Here is a 20,322-nt window from a genome sequence, read left to right as displayed (position 1 = left end):
CGGGACTGAGCGGATCAATAGGAATGACGGGAACGTCGAGTCAGGTTACCGACGTCGGCTCACGGCCGGGCAACGCGGCTCCAATCTTATGAAGCCTGCAGAACGAACCGTCGCGACGGCTCGGGTGACGGCGGGATCCGGTCGCGCTGCAACGCCCAAGAGGCGATGTTGTGGAACAGGGGGGCTACGGAGCCTCCACCGGAGCCGTCAGAGCTGCGAATAGGGGCGTCGAGCATGAGGCCGATGACGTAGCGCGGATTGTCGGCCGGAGCCATGCCCGCGAAGGTGATCCAGTAGCTGGAGTCGGAGTAGCACTTGCAGCGCGGGTCGATTTGCTGCGCAGTCCCGGTCTTACCGGCTATCTGGTAACCGTCGACGGCGGCGGGCGCACCCGTTCCATTCTGATTCGCGTCCATCCGGTCGCGCTGTACGACGGCCTGGAACATGGTCCGCAACGTCGCAGCGGTCTGCGGACTCACCACCCGCACGCCGTCCGGCTGTGCTTCCTCGGTGCGGGTGCCGTCGGGCGCGATCTGGGCCTTCACAATTCGTGGCGGAACACGAACACCGTCGTTGGCGATGGCTTGATACATGCTTGTCATCTGCAGCGTTGTCAGCGAAAACCCCTGACCGATAGGCAGGTTGGCGAAGGTGGAACCAGACCACTGATCGCGAGCGGGCACGACACCGGGGCTCTCACCGGGCAACCCGACACCGGTGCGCTGGCCGAGTCCGAAGCGTTTGAGCATGTCGGCATACCGTTCTTCGCCGACCCGCTGCGTGAGCATCAATGTGCCCACATTGGAGGATCTGCCGAAGATGCCAGTTGTCGTGTATGGCACAACCCCGTGCACCCAGGCGTCCGCGACCGTCACGCCACCCATGCTGATCTTGCCCGGAACCTGGAGCACCTCATCGGGATTCGTCAGCCCATACTCGATCACGGCGGCCGCAGTGACGATCTTGTTGACCGATCCCGGCTCGAATACATCCTCCACCGATGGGTTCTTGGTCTTGGCCGCGCCCCAATTCTCCGGTCCCAGCTCCGGATTGAAAGTATTGTCGTTGGCCATCGCGAGCACCTGGCCGGTCTTGGCATCCAGCACCACCGCAGAAGCCGAATTCGCGCCGGACATCTCCTTTGCCTGCTGTACCTGCTGCTGCACGTAGTACTGCAGATCCGAGTCCAAGGTCAGCTCGACACCGGTGCCGTTCATTGCGGGCTGCTTGTCACGCCAACTTCCAGGGATAACGGTGCCGTCCGAACCACGATCGTAGGTCTGTGACCCGTTGGTCCCGGCAAGCACCGAGTCCAGCGACGATTCCAACCCGATCAGACCGTGCCCGTCCCAGCCGGTGGCCCCGATGATGTTGGCCGCCAACGACCCACCGGGGTGCTCGCGCAATGGCTGCGCATCCGCGCCCACCTCCGGAAACTGCAACCTGATATCGGTGGCGATGCGTGCATCGACATTCCGGGCCAGGAACACAAAAGTCTCGTCGCTGCGCAGCTTCGCCAGCAATTCCGATTCGGTAGGTGCCTGCTTGCCGAGCTTGTCGTGGATGGTCTTTGCGATCGCCTTCAGCCGCTCGTCAGGATCGGGTGCCTTGGCGCTCTTCTCCTTCGCCGCCTCCAGATTCTTGCGCACCTGTACGGGTTGGAAGGTCAGCTCTTTGGCGGAGGTGGTGAAGGCCAGCGACTTGCCGTAGCGATCCGTGATCGGACCGCGGACAGCCTGCTCAGTGAACGTGGTTCTGCGCTGGTTGGCTGCCTGCGCGGATAGCCGGGGCGCGGAAATACTCTGCACCCACAGCAATTGGAGCGCGACGACTGCCAGTGCGATCAACATGATCACCCGGCCGACGCCGAGACGCACGCGCAGCGGCCGATCCGAGGCGGACGTCCGCGGTCTGGATGCGGTTGCCGGCCTCGACGTTGGGGCGGCTCTGGTGGAGCCCGCCTTGGATGCCGACGGCCCGCGGCGCTGACGCGACGCGGGCCTGGTCTGCCGCAGGCTCATCGAGCGCCCTCGTCCGGGGTGGGCGCTGGCTGCATCTCCAGCTGCGGCGCTTGGGCTTGCTCCGATACCGACTGCGGCGTTTCCGGTTGCGGCGTCTGTGCCGGAGTCTGTGCGAGCGGACTCGGCGTCGGCACCGGGCTCAGCGGTGTCGGGCTCGGCTGTCCCGCAACCGCATTCATGGGCTGACCGGCATTCGGCCGGGCGGGCGGCGCGGACGGCGTGGTCGTCACCGGAACCAGTCGTTCGCCGCGGGCCTGGGCATTGCCCGTCGGCGGGGGGGTCGGGGTGGCCGGCGAGCTGTTCAACGGCGGCACCGGCGCGCCCTGCGCGGGCGTCGGCTTGCCGACCACCGTCACCCCGCCATCCGGTCCGATCACCAAACGGGCCGGATCCGTGGCCGGGATCATCCCGAGTTCGCGGGCCCGGGCGGCGAGTTCGGGCGCGGAGTCGGCGGCCTCCACCTCGCGCTGCAGCGCCGCGCGTTCATCGGCCAGCTTGCGGTTGGTCGCCCTGGCATCGCCGAGCTGATAGCTGTCCTCGGCCGAGCGGGTGGTGAGCAGCAGGGTGAGCGCGAGACCGCAGCCGAGCAGCGCGATGATGGCCGCCACGAACGGAATCCGCGTGGCCATCGCCGACGCACGCTGCTTGGGCAGATCATGATGGTCCCCCGACTGCTCGGCACGCGTCCGGCGCTTGGCGTAGGCCCGTTGTGCAGCACCCGATTTCACCCGCTCGGCGGCCTGAACCCGGCGGGCGATCCGGCCCGGCGCCTCGTCGGTACGCGTGCGCACACTCATGCTGTCCCCTCCTGGATTCTCTCCGCCGCGCGCATCCGCACGGGTGCCGCCCTCGGGTTCTCTTCGATCTCTCGTTCGGTTGCCTTCTCGGCGCCCCGGGTCAGCAGCCTGAATTCCGGTCCCATACCGGGCAATTCGACCGGCAGGTCGAGCGGTGTCCGCGATGTGGTGCGCGGCGCCAACTCCTGTTTGACCACCCGATCCTCGAGCGATTGATAGGACATGACCACGATCCGGCCGCCGACCCGCAGCGCGTCGAGGGCGGCGGGCAGCGCGGCGCGCAGCGAGTCGAGTTCGCCGTTCACCTCCACCCGCAGCGCCTGAAAGGTCCGCTTGGCGGGATGACCGCCGGTCCGCCTGGCGGCGGCCGGGATTGTGGCATAAAGCAATTCGACCAATTCGGCACTCGTGCGAAACGGCCGCTGCTGCCGACGACGCACCACCTCCGATGCGATCTTGCCTGCGAAGCGTTCCTCGCCATAGGTTTTCAGCACGCGCGCCAGCTCACCGTGACTATAGGTATTGAGCACATCCGCGGCGGTGATGCCGGTGGTGGGATCCATCCGCATATCCAGCGGCGCGTCGACCGAGTAGGCGAAGCCACGCTCGGCCTCGTCGAGCTGCATCGAGGACACGCCGAGATCCATCAGGATTGCGCTCACCGAACCGGTGGTCGGCAATCCGGCCTGTTCCAGTGCGGCCGCGATTCCGTCATATCGGATGTGTACCAAGGTGATTCGGTCCGCGAACGGCGCCAATCGCGCACCGGCCAATGCCAGCGCGTTGGTATCGCGATCGAGTCCGACGAGACGGATATTCGGGTAGGTCCGCAGGAAGTGTTCGGCGTGTCCGCCCAAACCCAATGTGGCGTCGACATATACCGCGCCGGGCTCCGTGAGCGCCGGTCCGAGTAGCGCGTCGGCTCGCTGGAGCAGAACCGGAACATGGCGAGGACCGTCCTGCTCACGGTTCACCTCGACCTCCCGGAATCATGCCTCGCGTCGTCGCGCATCGAGCCGTGCCAATGGGATCACTCGCTGCGGGGTCGCCTTGTTGCACAGCTACTTTGAAATACGAGTGCCGCGTGGTCTCTGACCGGAGCCTCGGCACCTGGCGTCGGGGAAGTACGTCAGGGTCCGCGCGTCCGGGCAGAGGCCGCGTGGCACTCGTTCGCTCAGGGCTAGAAGATTCCGCCCAGCGACTCGTCTCTCGCTTGCGCGTAGTCCTCCTCGTGCTCGGCGAGGTAGGCCTCCCACGCCTGCTTATCCCATATCTCGAGGAAGTCGACCGATCCGATCACCACGCAGTCCCGCGAGAGGTTCGCGTAGCGACGATGATCGGCCGACAACACGATCCGGCCCTGGGCGTCCGGACGCTGTTCATCCGTACCGGCCGCGAGTGCCCGGACGAACGCGCGCGCTTGCGGATTACTTCGAGACGCCGCCGCGGCTCGCCGTGCGAGTGCGGTGAACTCTTCCTTGGGATATACGGCAAGGCTATGGTCCTGACCCTTCGTGACCATCAACCCTCCCGCTAGATCGTCTCGAAACTTCGCAGGCAACGTCAGTCGCCCCTTGTCATCCAACCGAGGTGTGTAGGTACCGAGAAACATCCCGCTACCTCCTGGATCTACCCCGTCGTTCGGGGAGCACGATCACCTCGGATGTATGCCCTTCCTCTTGTGCGCGCTCCACATTACCCCACTTTCCCCCACTTTCAATCGAAACTCGAGGTGATCTGGCTCCCCGCGTCATCGATTACGCAGGTCATCCCAGCTATCACAGTGGTGGAGAACTTTTTCCGTGTTCTGGCGACACGCGCCGCACGACCCGACACGCGCCCGACAACTATCAGCAAACGCCCTGGTTCCCCTGGTTTCGGCCGGTGGCGAGGCGCCGTCAAGGTGAGCGGTGGGAGGTTGTGGGGAAGATCGTGGCGCGTTGTGGGCAACCGTGCGCGGCGAGCATTCAGCCGCCTGGTGGTTCACGCATAACAGCGCGCCGCCGCACCCGTTCGGTGCGGCGGCGCGTTCGATATGTCGATGCGGGCTACGGGTGCGCTACTCCTGATCGAAGCGACGGCGGAACCGATCTTCCATGCGGTCGGAGAAACCACCGGATTTGCGCTGTCGCCCACGTCCGCCCGATCCGCCACTCGGGCCACCGGATTGGGCATTGCCCGACCGGTCGCCCTTGGCGATGCCCTTGGAACCACCGAGGAGCAACAGCACGCCAGCGGCGAACATCACAATGAATCCGATCAGGCTGATGATCGGAAAGTCGCCGAGCTTCACCGGAGCGGCTATGCCGGCGACGAGTAGAAACAGGCCGAGGACGAACAGGGCCGCGGCCTGGAGTCTGCGACGACTCGAGGTCGAGCGAAGGCGTCCGCCGCGGACGGACGACGCGAACTTCGGATCCTCAGCATAGAGCGCGCTCTCGATTTGTTCGAGCATGCGCTGCTCGTGCTCGGAGAGTGGCACGGTACCTCCCCCGGCACTAGGACGTGGCTGTCGCCTCCGGGTAGGCGACAGATAGCCAAGGTCGGCTATCTGCCACCAATGATACGAGTTCGATCAGTGCCGTACCACCTACTCGCCGATAACTAAGCGGTCATGCCGCCGGACCAGCCCGGAGCCGGGCGCAATCGAGCCCCGGCATTCAGCAGATCTTCCACATCGTGGAGGAATGCGCCCACCCGCGAAGAGAACTCGTCGGCCTGTTGATCATCCACAGTGCGATCCAGTCCCGCCTCCAGCGCCGCCCTGATCTCCGAACGGGCGCTGAAGTAGTCGGCCCACATGACGAATTCGGGCGCGGCGCGCTGCAGCAGCACCCAGGCATTGCGCGAGCGCGCCCGCGGCGCGGCGTCCGCGCCGGTAAACGCGAGCACGGCCCCGGCACCGCGCAGCGCGGCGAGATATGCGGTCCGAAAACGTTCGCGCGGGTCGCGTTCCCCCGCCGCCTGCATCAGCAAGCCGTCCGCCCGCTGCAGCAGCTTGCCCGCCTTGCCGGGTTGCCCCGGGTGTTCGATCCGACCAGACATCAGCCGTCCCTCCGAGTCGCTCACCTGGCCTATCCTGTGCACGAATGCCGAGTTCCCAGCACCGAGCGGATCGAACAGGTATTCGAACGTTTGAATTGAATCGAATATAAGGACACCCACCGACAACTTCTGTGGACCGACGAGAGCCATGACAGCCGTCAAGCCCAAACACACCCCTGCCAACGCACCTGTCGTCATCGACCTCTCCGTCGCGGCGCTGCGCTCCCGGCTGCACGATGCGCTGGCGGTGTACGTCGCGGCGATGGAATATCCGCACGGCACCGAACACCATCGCGCGCCGATGTGGAACGAGCACACCACCCGCGCCGGCTGGCAGGGTGTCGCCGCCGTCGTCCCGGATGATTCCGGGCAGATCGACCTGCGGACCGCGCCGATCGTGGCCATCGGCTACGGCTATCGCGGCGCCCCCCACCAGTGGTGGCAGCAGCAGGTGCACAGCGGGATGCGGCGCTCGGGCTGGCCGGAGCATTCGGCGCGTGAACTGCTTTCGGACTATTTCGAACTGACCGAGCTGCACGTACATCCGTCGGCGCAGGGGCGTGGCATCGGCGGCGAGCTGCTGACCCGGCTGCTGGCGAATCGCACCGAGAGTGCGGTGCTGCTGTCCACACCGGAAGTGCGCGCCGAGGCCAACCGGGCCTGGAAGCTGTACCGGCGACTCGGATTCACCGATGTGATCCGGGATTTCGTCTTCGCCGGAGATACCAGGCGATTCGCGATCCTTGGACGACGGCTGCCACTGTGACTGTTGTCGTCGTCGGGTCGGGTCACAATGCGCTCGTCGCCGCTTGCTATCTGGCGCGGGCCGGGGAGCGGGTCGAGGTGCTCGAGCGCGATGAGGTGCTCGGTGGCGCGGTGTCGACGGTCGAACGCTTTCCCGGTCATCTGGTCGATCGCGGATCGTCGGCGCACATCATGGTGCGCCATACCGGGATCATCGAGGAACTGGAGCTGACTCGCTTCGGGCTGCGCTATATCGATTGTGATCCTTGGGGTTTCACGCCCGCGGGGCCGGACGGCGGTGCGCCGATCGTGTTCCATCGCGATCTCGATCGGACCTGCGCCGGCATCGCGGAGGTCTGCGGTGCGCGGGACGCGGCGGCGTATCGGCGCTTCGTCGAGGTCTGGGGGCCGCGGTCGGCACGGGTGATGCGCGCGTTCGGTGGTGCGCCCACGCCGGGTCGGCTGCTGCGTTCGTTCTGGGGGCTGGACGCGCGCGATGGCGGGAGCGCGTTGTCGCGGGAGTTCCTGCAGACCGGCGATGCCCTGCTGGACAGCCACTTCGACGATGAGCGGCTCAAGGCATCACTGGCCTGGTTCGGCGCGCAGTCCGGGCCGCCGATGTCGGAACCGGGGACAGCACCGATGGTCGGATTCGCCGCGCTGATGCATACGCTCCCGCCGGGACGGGCGGTAGGTGGCAGTGGGGCGCTGACGGCGGCACTGGTCGCGCGGCTGCGTGCCGACGGCGGGGTGGTGTCGGCGGGCGATGCGGTCACCGAGCTGCGACAGGTCGGTGCGGGCTGGCAGGTGTGCACGACATCGGGCCGAAATCTGCACGCGGACACCGTGATCGCGGGCAGTCATGTGCTGACCACTTTGGATCTGTTGCGAAACGGCGGATTCGACGGGACGGTGCTCGACGACTGGCAGCGCCGGATCCGGGTCGGCCCCGGTATCGGTATGGTGGTACGGCTCGCGACCGCCGCGCTGCCGCAGTATCCCGGTAGCTCGACCGCCGAATCCGCCAATGGTCTGCAGTTTCTCGTCTCGGATCGGCGGCAACTCCGCCGGGCGCACGGTGCGGCGCTGGCCGGTGATCTGCCGCCGCGTCCGGTGGTACTGGCCATGAGTTTCAGTGCGCTGGATCCGAGCATCGCCCCTGCTGGTGAGCATCAGCTCTCGCTATGGGCGCAATGGCATCCGTACGAGTTGGCCGACGGGAGCGACTGGGCCGCGCACGCGGCGTCGGAGGCCGATCGGATCATCGCCGAAGTCAACTCCTACGCACCGGGTTTCGGGGCGAGTGTGCTGCGGCGGTATGTGCAGACACCGGTCGATCTCGAGCGCGAACTCGGGTTGCGCGGCGGGAATGTGATGCATGTGGAGATGTCGCTGGATCAGATGATGCTGTGGCGGCCGCTGCCGGAGTTGTCCGGGCAGCGGGTGCCCGGCGCGCCCGGGTTGTATCTCACCGGGGCGTCGACGCATCCGGGTGGCGGAGTATCCGGAGCGAGCGGGCGCAGTGCAGCGCAGTTGGTGCTGCGCGATCGACGGCGCAACCGGCTCCGGCTGCTGCGCAGGCGATGACGGAGCCCACCGGACCATCCGGGCCGGAGCTGCATGAGCGACCGTCACAGGCGGAATCCTCCGGCCGAACAGATTCCGACGTCCGCGATGCTGGCGCGAGCGGACACCCGCGGTCGACGGCGGCCTTGCGATGGACGCCGCGATTCCTGGCACCCGTGGTCTCGGCGGTACTGCTCGTACTCGTGCAGATCGGTTATCCGCTCGCGTCGGGCGTTGCTCGCGATCGGGTGACCGTCGCGGTTGTGCTGCTGTCGGCGGGAACGGCGCTGGTGCATGCGATGACGACGCGCGGCATTCGGTACGCCCTGGGATTCGTAGTGATCGTCTCCGGGCTCGGCTTGCTCGCCGAAATTATCGGTACCGCGACGGGTTTCCCGTTCGGTTGTTATGACTATGCCGACGGCAGGCTGGGGCTCGCGGTGGCGGGAGTGCCGTTGGTGGTCGCATTGGCCTGGACTGGTGGGCTGTATCCGGTGTGGGTGGTGGCCGGGCTGTTGACTCGGCGATGGGCCGGGCGAGTTGTGTTGACCGCAGTCGGGGCCGTGGGGTGGGATCTGTTCCTCGATCCACAAATGGTGGCGGACGGGCAGTGGCGCTGGTGTGCCGCCGGTTGGGGGCTGCCCGGACTCGCTGAGATTCCCTACACCAACTATCTGGGATGGTTCGCGGTGGCGCTGGTGATGGCGTTGCTGCTGACCGGCTTGGATCGCGCTGTGGGGACTTGGGGCGCGAATACGTTTGCGGCACCAACGGCAGTGCACCTGCTGTCGACAGCGCAGACACCGGCGCCGACCGCCGAGCACCCGTCGCCGACGGCACAAACACAGGCACCGACCACGGCCTCAGATCTGGACGCTGGAACCCATGCGCTGAAGTCGGGAACGCTCGGCTCGTCCGGTCCGGAGCACGGATCCCGAGAGCCGACAGCCCTGATCTCGGCGGACGTGGTCGTGCCGGTGGCGGTGTTCATGTGGACCTGGCTCGGGTCGACACTTGCACATAAGGTATTCCTCGAGCTGCCCTATTCGGCCTGGTACGGGTGTGTCGGGCTGGGGGTGCTCGGCGTGGCGCTGCTGGTGCGGTTGGTCGCGGCCCGGTGGGGCTGACGCGGTGCGGATACGCCCGGTCCGACACCTCGGTCGGCGTGCGTTCCGCCCGTCGCGTGGCAATTCGGGGTGACGGCCTGGCACGATGTGTGCCGTGCAGCCGAGTCCTCTCACCGTGATACCCGAAACACCGGTTCTACTGCCACGTTCTCCCCGACCCGGAGCGCGGGTGGCCGCGGTAGTACTGCTGGCCGCGATGCTGGTGCCCATGCTCGCGGGCTGCCTGCGGGTGCAGGTGTCGATGGGTGTGTCGTCCAATGACCGGGTGTCCGGTCGGATCGTGGCCGCGGTGGTGCCCGCGGACGCCAATGACAAGGGCCCGCAACTGAAAGCGCCCGATTCGCTGGCCGCGAAGGTGCGGGTCGAGCCGTACAGCCAGGACGGCTATGTGGGCAGCAAGGTGTTCTTCGAGGATCTGTCCTTCGGTGAGGTCGGCCAGCTCGGCGCACTCTCGGATCAGACCCAGGGCATGTTCAACCTGTCGTTCCAGCGCACTGGCGATCTGGTCAGCCTCAACGGCCGGGTCGATCTGAAATCCGTTCCGCCGCATGGCTCGGACGTGCAGTTCACGGTGGCCTTCCCAGCCCGGGTCGCCAAGACCAACGGTAACCGCGAGGACGATTCCACCGTCTCCTGGAAACTGCCACCCGGCGATGTCTCCACGGTGCGCGCCGAGGTCAGCTACGCGGACCCGAATACCCGCTCCTTCGCGGGCTGGGCCGGCATCGTCGGCGGCATCACCCTCGCCGTCGCCGCCATTATCGCCGCCATCGCCTATATGAACCGCAACCCGGCACCATCCGGCGCACCCGAAGGCAACTTCTCCCCGAGTAATCTGTGGCGTTCACTGACCCGCCGCTGACGCGAACCCTGTGCACAGGCGCGGCCATCGCCGCGTGGATGGGCGCGGGTGTCGCGCTGTTCGGTTGCGGGACCGCGGTATTCAACCGCGCTACGGTGCGCAGGCTGTCGGCCGGAACGAATACCGTGATCGAGCCGGTGGCGGTGTGTATCCCGGCACGCGATGAGGCACAGCGACTGCCCGAGCTGATCGATGATCTCCGCGGCCAGCTGGGTGTTCCGCGATTGCGGGTACTGATCCTCGATGATGCGTCGTCGGACGGAACCGAAGCGGCTGCGCTCGAAGCGATTGCCGACGATGCGCGATTCGCGGTGTTCCGCTCCGAGGCCGAACCCGCACCCGGATGGACCGGGAAGGCCGCGGCCTGCGCGCGACTCGCCGAGTTGGCCGATGCCACGGTGCTGATCTTCCTCGACGCCGATGTGCGACTGGCGCCGAATGCGATTGCCGCGGCGACCGCCGAATTGCGCCGCAGCCGGGTCGCATTGTTGTCACCGTGGCCGTACCAGGTGGCCGAATCAGTGGCCGAGGCGCTGGTGCAGCCGCTGCTGTGCTGGTCGTGGGCGGCCAGCCTGCCGATCGCAGCCGCCAACCGCAGCCTCCGCCCGTCGACGGCCGTCGCCTGCGGCCAGTTCCTGGTCTTCGATGCTGCCGCCTACCGGGTCATCGGCGGGCACGCCGCGGTGGCCGCGAGCCCCACCGAGGACCTGGATATCGCTCGCGCACTGCGTCGTTCGGGTCGCCGGACCGCGCTGGTCGCGGCCGGCCGCGCGGCGAGCACCCGAATGTATCGTGACGCAACCGAACTGGAGGCCGGTTACACCCGCTGGCTGTGGTCCGCCTACGGCGCCAGGACAATCGGCGGCGCGGCAGTGGGAGCCGCGGCGGCACTGGCCTACTGGGTGCCCCCACTGGCTGCGATCGCGGGGCGAGGCTCCGTACGCACCGTCGGTTTCATCGGCTACGGTGCCGCGGTCGCCAGCCGCCTACTCGCCCGCACACTGGAACGCGGCACCGCGACCCGCACGGATGCCCTTGCGGCCCTGGCACACCCGATCTCCATCGCCGCCTACCTCCGCCTCTGGTCCCGTTCCCGCCACGCCCACCGCACCAACGCCTTGACCTGGAAGGCCCGCCCCATCGCCTCCACCCGCTGATCAAGATCAGCTGGAATCCATCGCGGCATCGTCCGAGCGGACCCGCCACCAGTTCCACCTGATCTCGATCCGGCGGCGAGGTCTCGCTGTTGCAGCGCTCGGCAGTGTGCTACGGCGGCATCGCCCGTCGATCCGCTGGTGCCTGAACCTGTCCGCCCCGCTCCCGAAACCTGCCGGGCTACCTGGATCCTGCCTCCGCCCCGGAACCTATCTCCGCCCCGGCCCAGGAACCGACCTCGGCTCCGGCGCACGAAGGGACAGCTCAGCGCACTGAGGTGAGTCCTACGGTCGGGAGGAAGAAGCAGGACTTGCCGCCGTTGTCCACGGTTCCGAAGACCACCGCGAGTACCGTGCCCGATCCGGTGTCGACCGGAACCGCGCGGACCCCGCCGGCCGGAAATGTGGCGAATAGATCGTGGACGGCGCGTTCGGCGAGTGGTCTTATCTCGGTCGGGATTTCGGTGGGCACCATGGTGCGGACCACATCGGAGATCGATCCCATGGCGGTGACGCCGCTGCGGCCGTTGGCCAGGTTGATCCAGGCGACATTCATGCCCGTGCCATTCGTGCCGTCCGGGCCGAGGCCATAGGGCACGAAGGTGAACAGGACTTGGCCCGCTTTGACGGCGGCCGGGTCGAGTCCGGGAATGGCCACGGTGGTTCTGGGCCATGGGCCGGGGACGGCGCCCGCAACCGCCGGGACCAGACCGAGGGTGCCGGTGCCGGAGCAGAACGGCGCGGCCGCTGGATACAGGAACGGGTCGATGCCGAAGGTACGCAGCCCTTCGACAACAGCGCGGTAACCGGCGAACAGATCACCGGGCCCGGTCTGGGCGGATGGTGCGGGCGCGGCGGGAGCAGCGGGCACGGCTTTCGGCGCCGCGGCGGCGATGCCGGGGGCGGCGAGAGTCAGCGCGGCCGCACCGGTCGCGATGGCGGTTAGCGTGGTCAGACGGCGCAGCAGGATCACGGCGGACCTCCTCATCGTCGGGCACGAATCGAGGTCCGAGAGTATCCGGCAACCTCCACAACAGCGGCTATTTCAGCGGTCGCCGCGTTCGCGCCGCGCGTCCCAGCGGATCACCGCAGCGACGCACAGGTGGGCAATCCGGACGAAAGGGACACGAAAAATGGGTCTGAGGTGCGCGGTCCACTGCACGCAAACTCGGGCCGCCGATCGTCTTCGAAACGCGCGACGATTTCGTCGCGCGCGGTTCGGCACTGGTGGGCAGTCCGGAGCAGGTGATCAAGGAGGTCGGTCGCCAGCACAAGGCCTTCGGGCATGAGGTGATCCACCAGACGCACCGAGGTCCGATATGGCGGCAGCCTCGAACTCTTCCAGGCCGAGGTCGCACCCGAACTGCGCGGAAGCATTCCGACGACTCTTCGCCGATGCGTCGGGTCTGCGGACAGCGCGCGCTGCCTGAATCCGGCGCCGCCCTGGCCTACCGGGCGGCGGCTTCGGTCAGACGCTGATCGGTGCCGCGGTTACGCCGTAGCCGAGGTTGGTGAGGACCTCACCGGTGGCCTTGGCGAAGTTCAGCGTGATGAAGTGCAGACAGGGTGCGCCCTCATTGATGAGGCGCTGGCCCATTTCGGTGGCGATTTCGATGCCGACCTCGCGGACCGCCGCATTGTTCTCCTCCGGCCCGTCACCGGCGGCCTTGCGCAAGCGCTCCATGACGGCGGGCGGCAGTGGACGTCCACACAGTTCCTCGGCGCGTGTCACCGTGCGCAGCGAAGTAATGGGCATCAGCTCCGGGATGATCGGCTTCGCGCCCTCGATCGGATCGAAGGCGACGATGCGATCGCGTAGGCGCAGATAGTGCTCGACGTCGAAGAACATCTGGGTGATCGAATACTCCGCGCCCGCACGCAGTTTCGCGGCCAGGTACGCGGTGTCGTGCTCCAGATCCGGAGAGCGATGGTGGCCCTGCGGGAACGAGGCGACGCCGACATGGAAGTCACCGAGATCGCGCACGATGCGCACCAGTTCCTCGGCGTAGGCCACCCCGTCGGGATGTTTGCGCCATTCACCGAGTGGATCGCCGGGCGGGTCGCCGCGCAGCACCAGGATATTGCGGATGCCCGAATCGGCGTACGCACCAACCAGCGAGCGCAGTTCGGCGACACTGTGCTCGACCGCGGTCAGATGCGCGACCGGCAACAGCGTCGTCTCCTCGGCGAGCGCGCCGGTGATCCGTACGGTGCGGTCGCGGGTGGTGCCGCCCGCGCCGTAGGTCATCGAGACGAAGGCCGGATGCATGCGCTCAAAGGTGCGTGCGGCCCGCCACAGCCGCGCCTCGCCCGCAGCGTCACGCGGCGGATTGAACTCCACCGAGAAGGGCACCGAACCCGCCGAATGGGTCCGCAGACTCTGCACAACCGAGGGTGTTCCAGAGACGATCGGTGGCGTCGGGGACGGCCGGCCAGGGGTCGAACTTCCCCGCACGTTATCGAAAGTCACCGGTCCAGTGTAGTGGTGGCGGTCCCAACTCCACCTCGCTAGCACTCGGCTCCGCGGTGACCGATGGTGCTGTGCCTTGGTTCCCGCGCTCCGCTCGGTCACGTGCCCGTCGGGTCGTCGCACCCATACGCGTATTCTGCGACCAGGCGACACATTCGCTATCGCCGGGCGACACGACCGTCACCGTCCGGCACCGAAGTACCTATAGCGCCCACGATCCACCGCGCGCATCAGCACCCGCACGACCTTGGAGGCTCCCCTGTCCGCCGGAACCGGTATCCAGACGCCTCAGGCCACCCCGCCCGCGAACCCCACGCCGGGCACCCCCGGATTCGTGGCGACGGTCGAGGACGCGCTCAAAGCCTTCTTCCTGACCCGACGCCCCATCGTCGAACCGCTGGGTCCGGCTTTCGTCCAGGCCGCGGATGCGCTCGAACTGTTCGTGCTTCGCGGCGGTAAGCGCACTCGACCCGCCTTCGCCTGGACCGGCTGGCTCGGCGCGGGCGGCGATCCCACCGGCCCGCACGCGGCCGCGGTCCTGAACGCCTGTGCCGCACTGGAATTGGTGCAGGCCTGCGCACTGGTCCACGACGACATCATCGACTCTTCACGCACCCGTCGCCGCTTCCCCACCGTGCACGTCGACTTCGAACAGCGCCACCGCGACCACGGCTGGACCGGCGATGCCGAACACTTCGGCACCTCGGTCGCCATCCTGATCGGCGATCTGGCGCTGGCCTGGGCCGATGACATGGTGCACCACGCCGGGCTCGACGCCGCCGCGCTCGGCCGTTTCGCGCCGGTCTGGGCGCTGATGCGCACCGAGGTACTCGGCGGGCAACTGCTCGATATCCACGGTGAATCGGCGGGTGACGAATCCGTCGCGGCGGCGCTGCGCATCAACCGCTACAAGACGGCGGCCTACACCGTCGAGCGTCCGCTGCACCTGGGTGCGGCGCTCGCCGACGCCGATCCGCGACTGATCGAGGCCTACCGGACCTTCGGCACCGATATCGGCATCGCCTTCCAGCTGCGCGACGATCTGCTCGGCGTCTTCGGCGATCCCGCGGTCACCGGAAAGCCCTCCGGCGACGACCTGCGCGAGGGCAAACGCACCGTCCTGGTCGCCGAGGCGCTGCAGCGCGCCGATGCCACCGACCCGGCCGCGGCCGCCTTACTGCGCGCCAGCATCGGCACCGACCTGAACGCGGACCAGGTCGAGCGATTGCGCGCGGTGATCACCGAACTCGGCGCGGTCGACGAGGTGGAGCGCCGCATTACCGAACTCACCGAACAGGGCCTGGCCGCACTGGCATCGAGTACCGCCACCCCCGCCGCCAAGGAGCGATTGCGCGCCATGGCCCTGGCCGCCACAAGTCGCACGCACTAGCCGCGACCGCGCGAGGAGATCCACATGAAAACCGTTGCGGGACCGACCGATCGCGTCGTGGTGGTGGGCGCCGGACTGTCCGGCCTCACCGCGGCCCTGTATCTGACCGGGGCCGGACGCACCGTCACCGTGCTGGAACGTGCCGATCATCCTGGTGGCCGCGTCGGCCGGTACCGCGGCCCCGACTACGAAATCGACTCCGGCGCAACGGTCCTCACCTTGCCGGAGCTGATCGCCGATGCCCTCGCCGCCGTCGGCGGCACCCCCGAGACCTGCACGCCGCCACTGCGCATCCACCAGCTCGACCCCAGCTATCACGCCCGCTTCGCCGACGACTCCACCATGCGCGTCTACGCCGATCCCGAGGCCATGGCCGTCGAGGTGGCCCGCGTCTGCGGCGCGGACGAGGCCCTGCGCTACCGGCGGCTGCGGGCCTGGCTCGCGCAGATCTATCAGGCCGAATTCACCGAGTTCATGGATACGAACTTCGATTCGCCGCTCGATATGGTCCGCTACCCGGCCAAGCGCCGCGCACTGGCGACGCTCGTGCGACTCGGCGGCTTCGGCAGGCTCGGCCCGCGCGTGTCCCGCTTCCTGCGCGATCCCCGTCTGGCCCGGCTGTTCACCTTCCAGGCGCTGTACGCGGGCATGGCCCCGGCGCGGGCACTGGCCGTATACGGCGCGATCCCGCATATGGACACCTCGCTCGGCGTCTACTTTCCCGAGGGCGGTATGCGCGCCATCACCGCCGCACTCGCGGACGCCTTCACCGCGGCGGGCGGTGCACTCGAGCTGAACACCGAGGCCACCGGGATCGAATACGCCGGCGGCCGAGCCAGGCAGGTCCGCACCGCCGACGGCCGCGCCTTCGACTGCGACGCCGTGGTTCTCACAGCTGACCTCGGTGCACTCGAGCGCTTCGGCGTGCGCCGCCGCCGTCGGCTGCGCGCCGCACCCTCCGCTGTCGTCGCACACGGCACCATCCCCGCCGAGATCGCCCGAACCTGGCCGATCCAGGCCCACCACACCATCGATTTCGGCGCTGCCTGGGACCGGATCTTCGACGAGATCGCCGCCCGCCCCGGCCGCGGTCGCCTGATGAGCGACCCGTCATTGCTGCTCACCCGGCCCGCGCTGACCGATCCGACGCTCTACATCGACCGCGCCGACGGCAGGCACGAGCCGTTCTCGCTGCTCGCCCCCTGCCCCAACCTCACCGCCGCACCGTTGGACTGGGACCGACTCGGTCCCGCCTACCTGCGTGAACTCCTGAATGTCATGGCGGAACGCGGATATCACGGCATCGCCGAATACTTCACCGTCGATCACCTCGACACACCCGGCACCTGGCGCGATCAAGGCATGCTTGCCGGCACCCCGTTTTCCGCGGCGCATCTGTTCCGGCAAACCGGACCGTTTCGTCCACGCAACTTTCCCGGCGGCAGCGACAACGTGGTTATCGCCGGTTGTGGCACTACTCCGGGTGTCGGAGTGCCGACCACCGTGCTTTCCGGAAAACTGGCGGCAAACCGTATTATCGGCGCCGCGCAACCCACTCGGAATGTATCCCCACGCACCAGCGGGATAGTGTTCCCGGCAAGCCGATAAGCTAGCGGCCGACCTATTCGCCTGCGGTTGCGACCGCCGACCACTCCGGGGGGACCGACACCACATGCATCCCCCTGAGATGACAGCCACCGCGCCCACCGACAACTCGATCACCGCGACCGAGGACGAGGCGCGCCCATCGCGCGCCCCGGCGCGCCGGGCGACCCCGGCCGTCGCCGAACACGGATTCCGGGCCTGGCTGCGGACCACCGCCGACTTCGCCCGCAGCCCTGAGGGGCATTCGGCGCTGCTCGGTTTCTTCGGCGCGCTGATGATCACCTTCGGCGGATTCGGCGCGGGCAGCGTCCGCGAAAACGATCCGCTGCTCGAGGCACTGCATCTGTCCTGGCTGCGCTTCGGGCACGGCTACGTGCTGTCCACCATGGTCATCTGGGTCGGTGTGCTGTTGATGATCACCGCGTGGGTGCGGCTGGGCCGCACCACGATCGGCTTCGGCGACCGACCCGACGCCGGGGTCACGCTGAACGAGTTGCGCGCGATCGTCGGCATCTGGATCTTCCCGCTGCTGTTCGCGGTGCCGATGTTCAGCCGCGACGCGTATTCGTATCTGGCCCAGGGCGCGCTGCTACGCGACGGCTTCGATCCCTATGTCTCCCCACCGGTCGCCAATCCCGGTGTGCTGCTGGACAATGTGAGCCCGGTCTGGACCACCACCACCGCGCCCTATGGTCCGATCTTCCTGCTACTCGGCAACGCCATCACCGCGATCACCGGCGATAACGTCGTCGCGGGCACCATCGCGCTGCGGCTGGTCATGCTGCCCGGCCTGGCGCTGATGATGTGGGCGGTGCCGTATCTGACCAAACACCTCGGCGGCAAGCCGACCGTCGCGCTGTGGCTGGCCGTGCTCAACCCGCTGGTGCTGATCCACCTCATCGGCGGCGTGCACAACGAAATGCTCATGGTCGGGCTCATGTGTGCGGGTATCGCGCTGGTGCTCGAGCGCCATCATGTGGCGGGCATCGTGGTCGTCGCGATCGGCGTCGCCATCAAAGCGACCGCGGGTGTCGCGCTGCCATTCCTGGTATGGATCTGGATGCTGCACGAGCGCGAACGCCGTGCACTGCAACGCGCGGGGCAATCACCGGGTGCCACTCAGAGTGTCGAGAGCGAGGCCGAGCCAGCACGAGCCAGCGCGGAAGTACCGCATCCGGCGCTGATGTTCGCCAAGATCGCCGGACTCGGTTTGAGCGTTTTCGCGGTGGTGTTCGTGGCCGCCTCGGCCATCGCCGGGGTCGGCATCGGCTGGCTGACCGCGCTGTCGGGCTCGAAGAAGATCATCAACTGGCTCTCGCTGCCGACGATCATGGCGCATATGGTCCGCTGGGTGACACCGTTCCCGATGGATCCGGTCCTCGCGGTCACCCGCGCACTCTGTGCGCTGGCGCTGGCCGCCGTGCTCGCGTGGACCTGGTGGCGGTTCCGGCACAGCGAGCGCGAGGCGGTCTTCGGCATCCTCATCGCCTTTGTCGCCATCGTCATCCTCTCGCCCGCCGCACTGCCCTGGTACTACTCCTGGCCGCTGGCGTTGGCCGCCGGGTTCGCACTGTCCACCACCACGCTGATGATGCTGGTCGGACTGTGCACCTGGTTGATGCTGGTATTCCAGCCGGACGGCTCGATCGGGCTCTACAGCTTCACCCACGTCGCCGCCGCGACCTTCGCCGCCGTGGTAGCGGCACTGTCGCTGCGCACGGTCGACCCGTTGCGATTGCGCGCCACCCCGCCGGAGAGCAATCCGGTCGCCGTCACCCTGTCATGACCGAGATCGCGCCGACAGACCGCGGCTCGGAATTGGCCGCGGCATACCACGTCTGCCGTGCGATCGCCGCCGAACACGGCCGCACCTACTTCCTCGCCACCCGACTGTTGTCCGCGCCACGAAGACCCGCGGTACACGCGCTCTACGCCTTCGCACGCCTGGTCGACGACATCGTCGATCACCCGACGCACGACGCCGAACACGGCCCCGCGGGCGAACTCGATCTGGTCGAAAAACAGCTGCGCGTCGCCTTGGAACAGGCCAAGTCTCCCGTCGACCGGCGCAGCCAGGTACTCGTCGCAGTCGCCGACACCATCCAGCGCTACGACATTGCGCCCCAGCACTTCTGGATCTTCCTGGACTCCATGCGCATGGATGTGCCGGGCACCGCGCACTTCCGCGCCCACTACGCCACCATGACCGAACTGCGCGACTACATGCGCGGTTCCGCGGCCGCGATCGGTCTGCAGCTGCTGCCGGTACTTGGTACGGTCATCCCGCCGACCGAGGCCGAACCTGCCGCCGCCGCGCTCGGCGAGGCCTTTCAGCTCACCAACTTCCTGCGCGATATCGCCGAGGATCTGGACCGGGGCCGGATCTACCTGCCCACCGACGAACTCGCGGCCTTCGGCGTCGATGCGGACCTGCTCACCCATTGCCACCGGATCAACCACACCGAACCGCGGGTGCGCCGCGCACTTGCCCACCTGATCGCGATCAACCGCGACCTCTACCGCTTCGCCAATCCGGGCATCGATCTCCTCGACCCGCGGGTGCGCCCCGCCATTCGCACCGCGAGCACGCTCTACTCCGGCATCCTCGATGAAATCGAGCACTCCGACTATGCGGTGTTCGCACGCCGCGTCGTAGTCCCCCGCCACCGACGCCTGCGGGTCGCGGCGATCGAGTTCACCACCGCGGCCCTGCGGCTCTGAGACTCGATCGCAACGACGCCACTAACCCAACCGCCACGGAACAGTCTTACGAGCGACCAGCGCGGCCGAAAATTCAGAAGGGGTCGGCTGCCGCCCGGCGCAGAACCTCGCGCGCGAGCGGGCCGTGCAATGCGTCTACGGGCTTACCGGGCAGACTGTCGTCGTCGGTGAAGATCCACTCCAGGATCTCCTCATCGGTGTACTTGGCATCTTTCATAACGGTGATCAGGCCCGGCAGCGGCTTCACGATCGCGCCAGCATCGTCGAAGAAGCGCTCGGGCACGCCAGCGACGCCATCGCGGCGCACGGCAAGCAACTGATGATCGCGCAGCATCTGATGCACCCGGGTCACCACGAGCCCGAGCTTGTCGGCCACCTGGGGCAGCGGGATCACCGCCTCCGACTCGGGAACAACATCGTCACTGCAAGGAAATGCACTCACCTGGATAACGGTAGACGGTCCCGCGCCGCGTGGCTCGAGACACCCTGGACCATTCCCCGCCGATTCGACCTGGTGATAGCAAGCTCGTAGCCACGAGCCATCAGTTGCACACCCAAATCAAACACTGAGCGAGTCTTACGAGCGACCCGTTCGCGGCCCGTCTCCCGACCGAGTGGCCGAAGCGCATGCGCCGCAGACACGAGACTCGACGCGCACACACCAGATGCCGAACGACCCGCCCTACACCGACCACAACGGAGCGAGTCTTACGAGCGACCGTTCGCGGCCCGTCTCGCGTCCGAGTCGTCGAAGCGCATGCGCCGCAGGCGCGAGTCTCGACGCCCAGGCGAACCGACCGCCCGCGTAGGTGATGGCGGT

Annotated in this window: 18 protein-coding genes; 9 read left to right on the top strand and 9 right to left on the bottom strand. The window is 67.5% G+C overall.

Features of this window, described 5'->3' with window-relative positions:
* Positions 1-86 precede the first annotated feature (86 nt).
* The 6 genes from AB0J29_RS33315 to AB0J29_RS33290 all read right to left on the bottom strand — a co-directional run bounded on the left by AB0J29_RS33315 (position 87) and on the right by AB0J29_RS33290 (position 5,863).
* Entirely contained in the window at positions 87-1,850 is a 1,764-nt protein-coding gene (locus AB0J29_RS33315) for a penicillin-binding protein 2 (protein ID WP_364794636.1), read from the bottom strand.
* Between the two features lie 167 nt (positions 1,851-2,017).
* Entirely contained in the window at positions 2,018-2,818 is an 801-nt protein-coding gene (locus tag AB0J29_RS33310) for a hypothetical protein (RefSeq protein WP_364794606.1), read from the bottom strand.
* Positions 2,815-3,792 (bottom strand): 16S rRNA (cytosine(1402)-N(4))-methyltransferase RsmH, encoded by a 978-nt coding sequence (gene rsmH / locus AB0J29_RS33305; protein WP_364794605.1) that lies wholly within the window; start codon positions 3,790-3,792, stop codon positions 2,815-2,817. Before rsmH ends, AB0J29_RS33310 begins: the two co-directional genes overlap by 4 nt.
* A gap of 206 nt (positions 3,793-3,998) precedes the next feature.
* Positions 3,999-4,430 (bottom strand): division/cell wall cluster transcriptional repressor MraZ, encoded by a 432-nt coding sequence (gene mraZ / locus AB0J29_RS33300; RefSeq protein ID WP_364506469.1) that lies wholly within the window; start codon positions 4,428-4,430, stop codon positions 3,999-4,001.
* Between the two features lie 447 nt (positions 4,431-4,877).
* The gene (locus AB0J29_RS33295) at positions 4,878-5,300 is read right to left on the bottom strand and encodes a DUF3040 domain-containing protein (protein WP_364506472.1); all 423 of its coding nucleotides are present in this window, start codon (positions 5,298-5,300) and stop codon (positions 4,878-4,880) included.
* A 122-nt stretch (positions 5,301-5,422) separates the two neighbouring features.
* Positions 5,423-5,863: an SAV_6107 family HEPN domain-containing protein gene (locus AB0J29_RS33290; protein WP_364794634.1), complete on the bottom strand. Its 441-nt coding sequence runs from the start codon at positions 5,861-5,863 to the stop codon at positions 5,423-5,425.
* Positions 5,864-6,011: 148 nt separating this feature from the next.
* Between AB0J29_RS33290 and AB0J29_RS33285 the strand changes: the two genes are divergently transcribed.
* The 5 genes from AB0J29_RS33285 to AB0J29_RS33265 all read left to right on the top strand — a co-directional run bounded on the left by AB0J29_RS33285 (position 6,012) and on the right by AB0J29_RS33265 (position 11,319).
* Complete coding sequence (locus AB0J29_RS33285) at positions 6,012-6,629, top strand: N-acetyltransferase (protein ID WP_364794603.1); 618 nt, start codon at positions 6,012-6,014, stop codon at positions 6,627-6,629.
* Positions 6,626-8,194 carry an NAD(P)/FAD-dependent oxidoreductase gene (locus AB0J29_RS33280; RefSeq protein ID WP_364794601.1) on the top strand — a complete coding sequence of 523 codons (1,569 nt, stop codon included), beginning with the start codon at positions 6,626-6,628 and terminating at the stop codon, positions 8,192-8,194. The genes AB0J29_RS33285 and AB0J29_RS33280 overlap by 4 nt, the downstream gene beginning before the upstream one ends.
* Positions 8,195-8,319: 125 nt before the next feature.
* Positions 8,320-9,300 carry a carotenoid biosynthesis protein gene (locus AB0J29_RS33275; protein ID WP_364794599.1) on the top strand — a complete coding sequence of 327 codons (981 nt, stop codon included), beginning with the start codon at positions 8,320-8,322 and terminating at the stop codon, positions 9,298-9,300.
* 196 nt (positions 9,301-9,496) lie between these two features.
* Entirely contained in the window at positions 9,497-10,162 is a 666-nt protein-coding gene (locus AB0J29_RS33270; RefSeq protein ID WP_364794633.1) for a DUF3153 domain-containing protein, read from the top strand.
* Between the two features lie 38 nt (positions 10,163-10,200).
* Complete coding sequence (locus AB0J29_RS33265) at positions 10,201-11,319, top strand: glycosyltransferase (protein ID WP_364794631.1); 1,119 nt, start codon at positions 10,201-10,203, stop codon at positions 11,317-11,319.
* Between the two features lie 262 nt (positions 11,320-11,581).
* Here AB0J29_RS33265 and AB0J29_RS33260 read toward each other — a convergent pair whose 3' ends face one another.
* Positions 11,582-12,289, bottom strand: coding sequence for a hypothetical protein (locus AB0J29_RS33260; protein ID WP_364794598.1), 708 nt, complete (start codon positions 12,287-12,289; stop codon positions 11,582-11,584).
* A gap of 495 nt (positions 12,290-12,784) precedes the next feature.
* Complete coding sequence (locus tag AB0J29_RS33255; protein WP_364794629.1) at positions 12,785-13,726, bottom strand: methylenetetrahydrofolate reductase; 942 nt, start codon at positions 13,724-13,726, stop codon at positions 12,785-12,787.
* 307 nt (positions 13,727-14,033) lie between these two features.
* On the opposite strand from AB0J29_RS33255, the gene AB0J29_RS33250 reads away from it, so the two are divergent.
* The 4 genes from AB0J29_RS33250 (at position 14,034) to AB0J29_RS33235 (ending at position 19,502) form a co-directional block, all read left to right on the top strand.
* A complete protein-coding gene (locus AB0J29_RS33250) occupies positions 14,034-15,176 on the top strand; it encodes a polyprenyl synthetase family protein (RefSeq protein ID WP_364794596.1) in 1,143 nt (380 codons plus the stop codon).
* Positions 15,177-15,200: 24 nt separating this feature from the next.
* Positions 15,201-16,784, top strand: coding sequence for a phytoene desaturase family protein (gene crtI, locus AB0J29_RS33245; RefSeq protein WP_364794595.1), 1,584 nt, complete (start codon positions 15,201-15,203; stop codon positions 16,782-16,784).
* Between the two features lie 79 nt (positions 16,785-16,863).
* Complete coding sequence (locus tag AB0J29_RS33240) at positions 16,864-18,567, top strand: alpha-(1->6)-mannopyranosyltransferase A (RefSeq protein WP_364794593.1); 1,704 nt, start codon at positions 16,864-16,866, stop codon at positions 18,565-18,567.
* Positions 18,564-19,502, top strand: coding sequence for a phytoene/squalene synthase family protein (locus AB0J29_RS33235; protein ID WP_364794591.1), 939 nt, complete (start codon positions 18,564-18,566; stop codon positions 19,500-19,502). Before AB0J29_RS33240 ends, AB0J29_RS33235 begins: the two co-directional genes overlap by 4 nt.
* Before the next feature lie 73 nt (positions 19,503-19,575).
* On the opposite strand, the gene AB0J29_RS33230 is transcribed toward AB0J29_RS33235, so the two are convergent.
* Positions 19,576-19,944, bottom strand: a complete 369-nt coding sequence (locus AB0J29_RS33230; RefSeq protein ID WP_364794590.1) for an Rv2175c family DNA-binding protein — start codon at positions 19,942-19,944, stop codon at positions 19,576-19,578.
* Between the last annotated feature and the right edge of the window lie 378 nt (positions 19,945-20,322).

This window comes from Nocardia sp. NPDC049707, from assembly GCF_040674855.1.
Taxonomy (GTDB): Bacteria; Actinomycetota; Actinomycetes; order Mycobacteriales; family Mycobacteriaceae; genus Nocardia.
Note: the sequence above shows the minus strand (reverse complement) of the source record. Positions and strands in the feature narration are given on the sequence as shown.

What these genes read in the sequence shown, in the direction of transcription:
- AB0J29_RS33315 (WP_364794636.1), bottom strand. Translation starts at nt 1,850, where the DNA reads ATGTTGATCGCACTGGCAGTCGTCGCGCTCCAATTGCTGTGGGTGCAG.
- AB0J29_RS33310 (WP_364794606.1), bottom strand. Translation starts at nt 2,818, where the DNA reads ATGAGTGTGCGCACGCGTACCGACGAGGCGCCGGGCCGGATCGCCCGC.
- mraZ (WP_364506469.1), bottom strand. Translation starts at nt 4,430, where the DNA reads ATGTTTCTCGGTACCTACACACCTCGGTTGGATGACAAGGGGCGACTG.
- AB0J29_RS33290 (WP_364794634.1), bottom strand. Translation starts at nt 5,863, where the DNA reads ATGTCTGGTCGGATCGAACACCCGGGGCAACCCGGCAAGGCGGGCAAG.
- AB0J29_RS33285 (WP_364794603.1), top strand. Translation starts at nt 6,012, where the DNA reads ATGACAGCCGTCAAGCCCAAACACACCCCTGCCAACGCACCTGTCGTC.
- AB0J29_RS33270 (WP_364794633.1), top strand. Translation starts at nt 9,497, where the DNA reads ATGCTGGTGCCCATGCTCGCGGGCTGCCTGCGGGTGCAGGTGTCGATG.
- AB0J29_RS33265 (WP_364794631.1), top strand. Translation starts at nt 10,201, where the DNA reads ATGGGCGCGGGTGTCGCGCTGTTCGGTTGCGGGACCGCGGTATTCAAC.
- crtI (WP_364794595.1), top strand. Translation starts at nt 15,201, where the DNA reads ATGAAAACCGTTGCGGGACCGACCGATCGCGTCGTGGTGGTGGGCGCC.
- AB0J29_RS33240 (WP_364794593.1), top strand. Translation starts at nt 16,864, where the DNA reads ATGACAGCCACCGCGCCCACCGACAACTCGATCACCGCGACCGAGGAC.
- AB0J29_RS33235 (WP_364794591.1), top strand. Translation starts at nt 18,564, where the DNA reads ATGACCGAGATCGCGCCGACAGACCGCGGCTCGGAATTGGCCGCGGCA.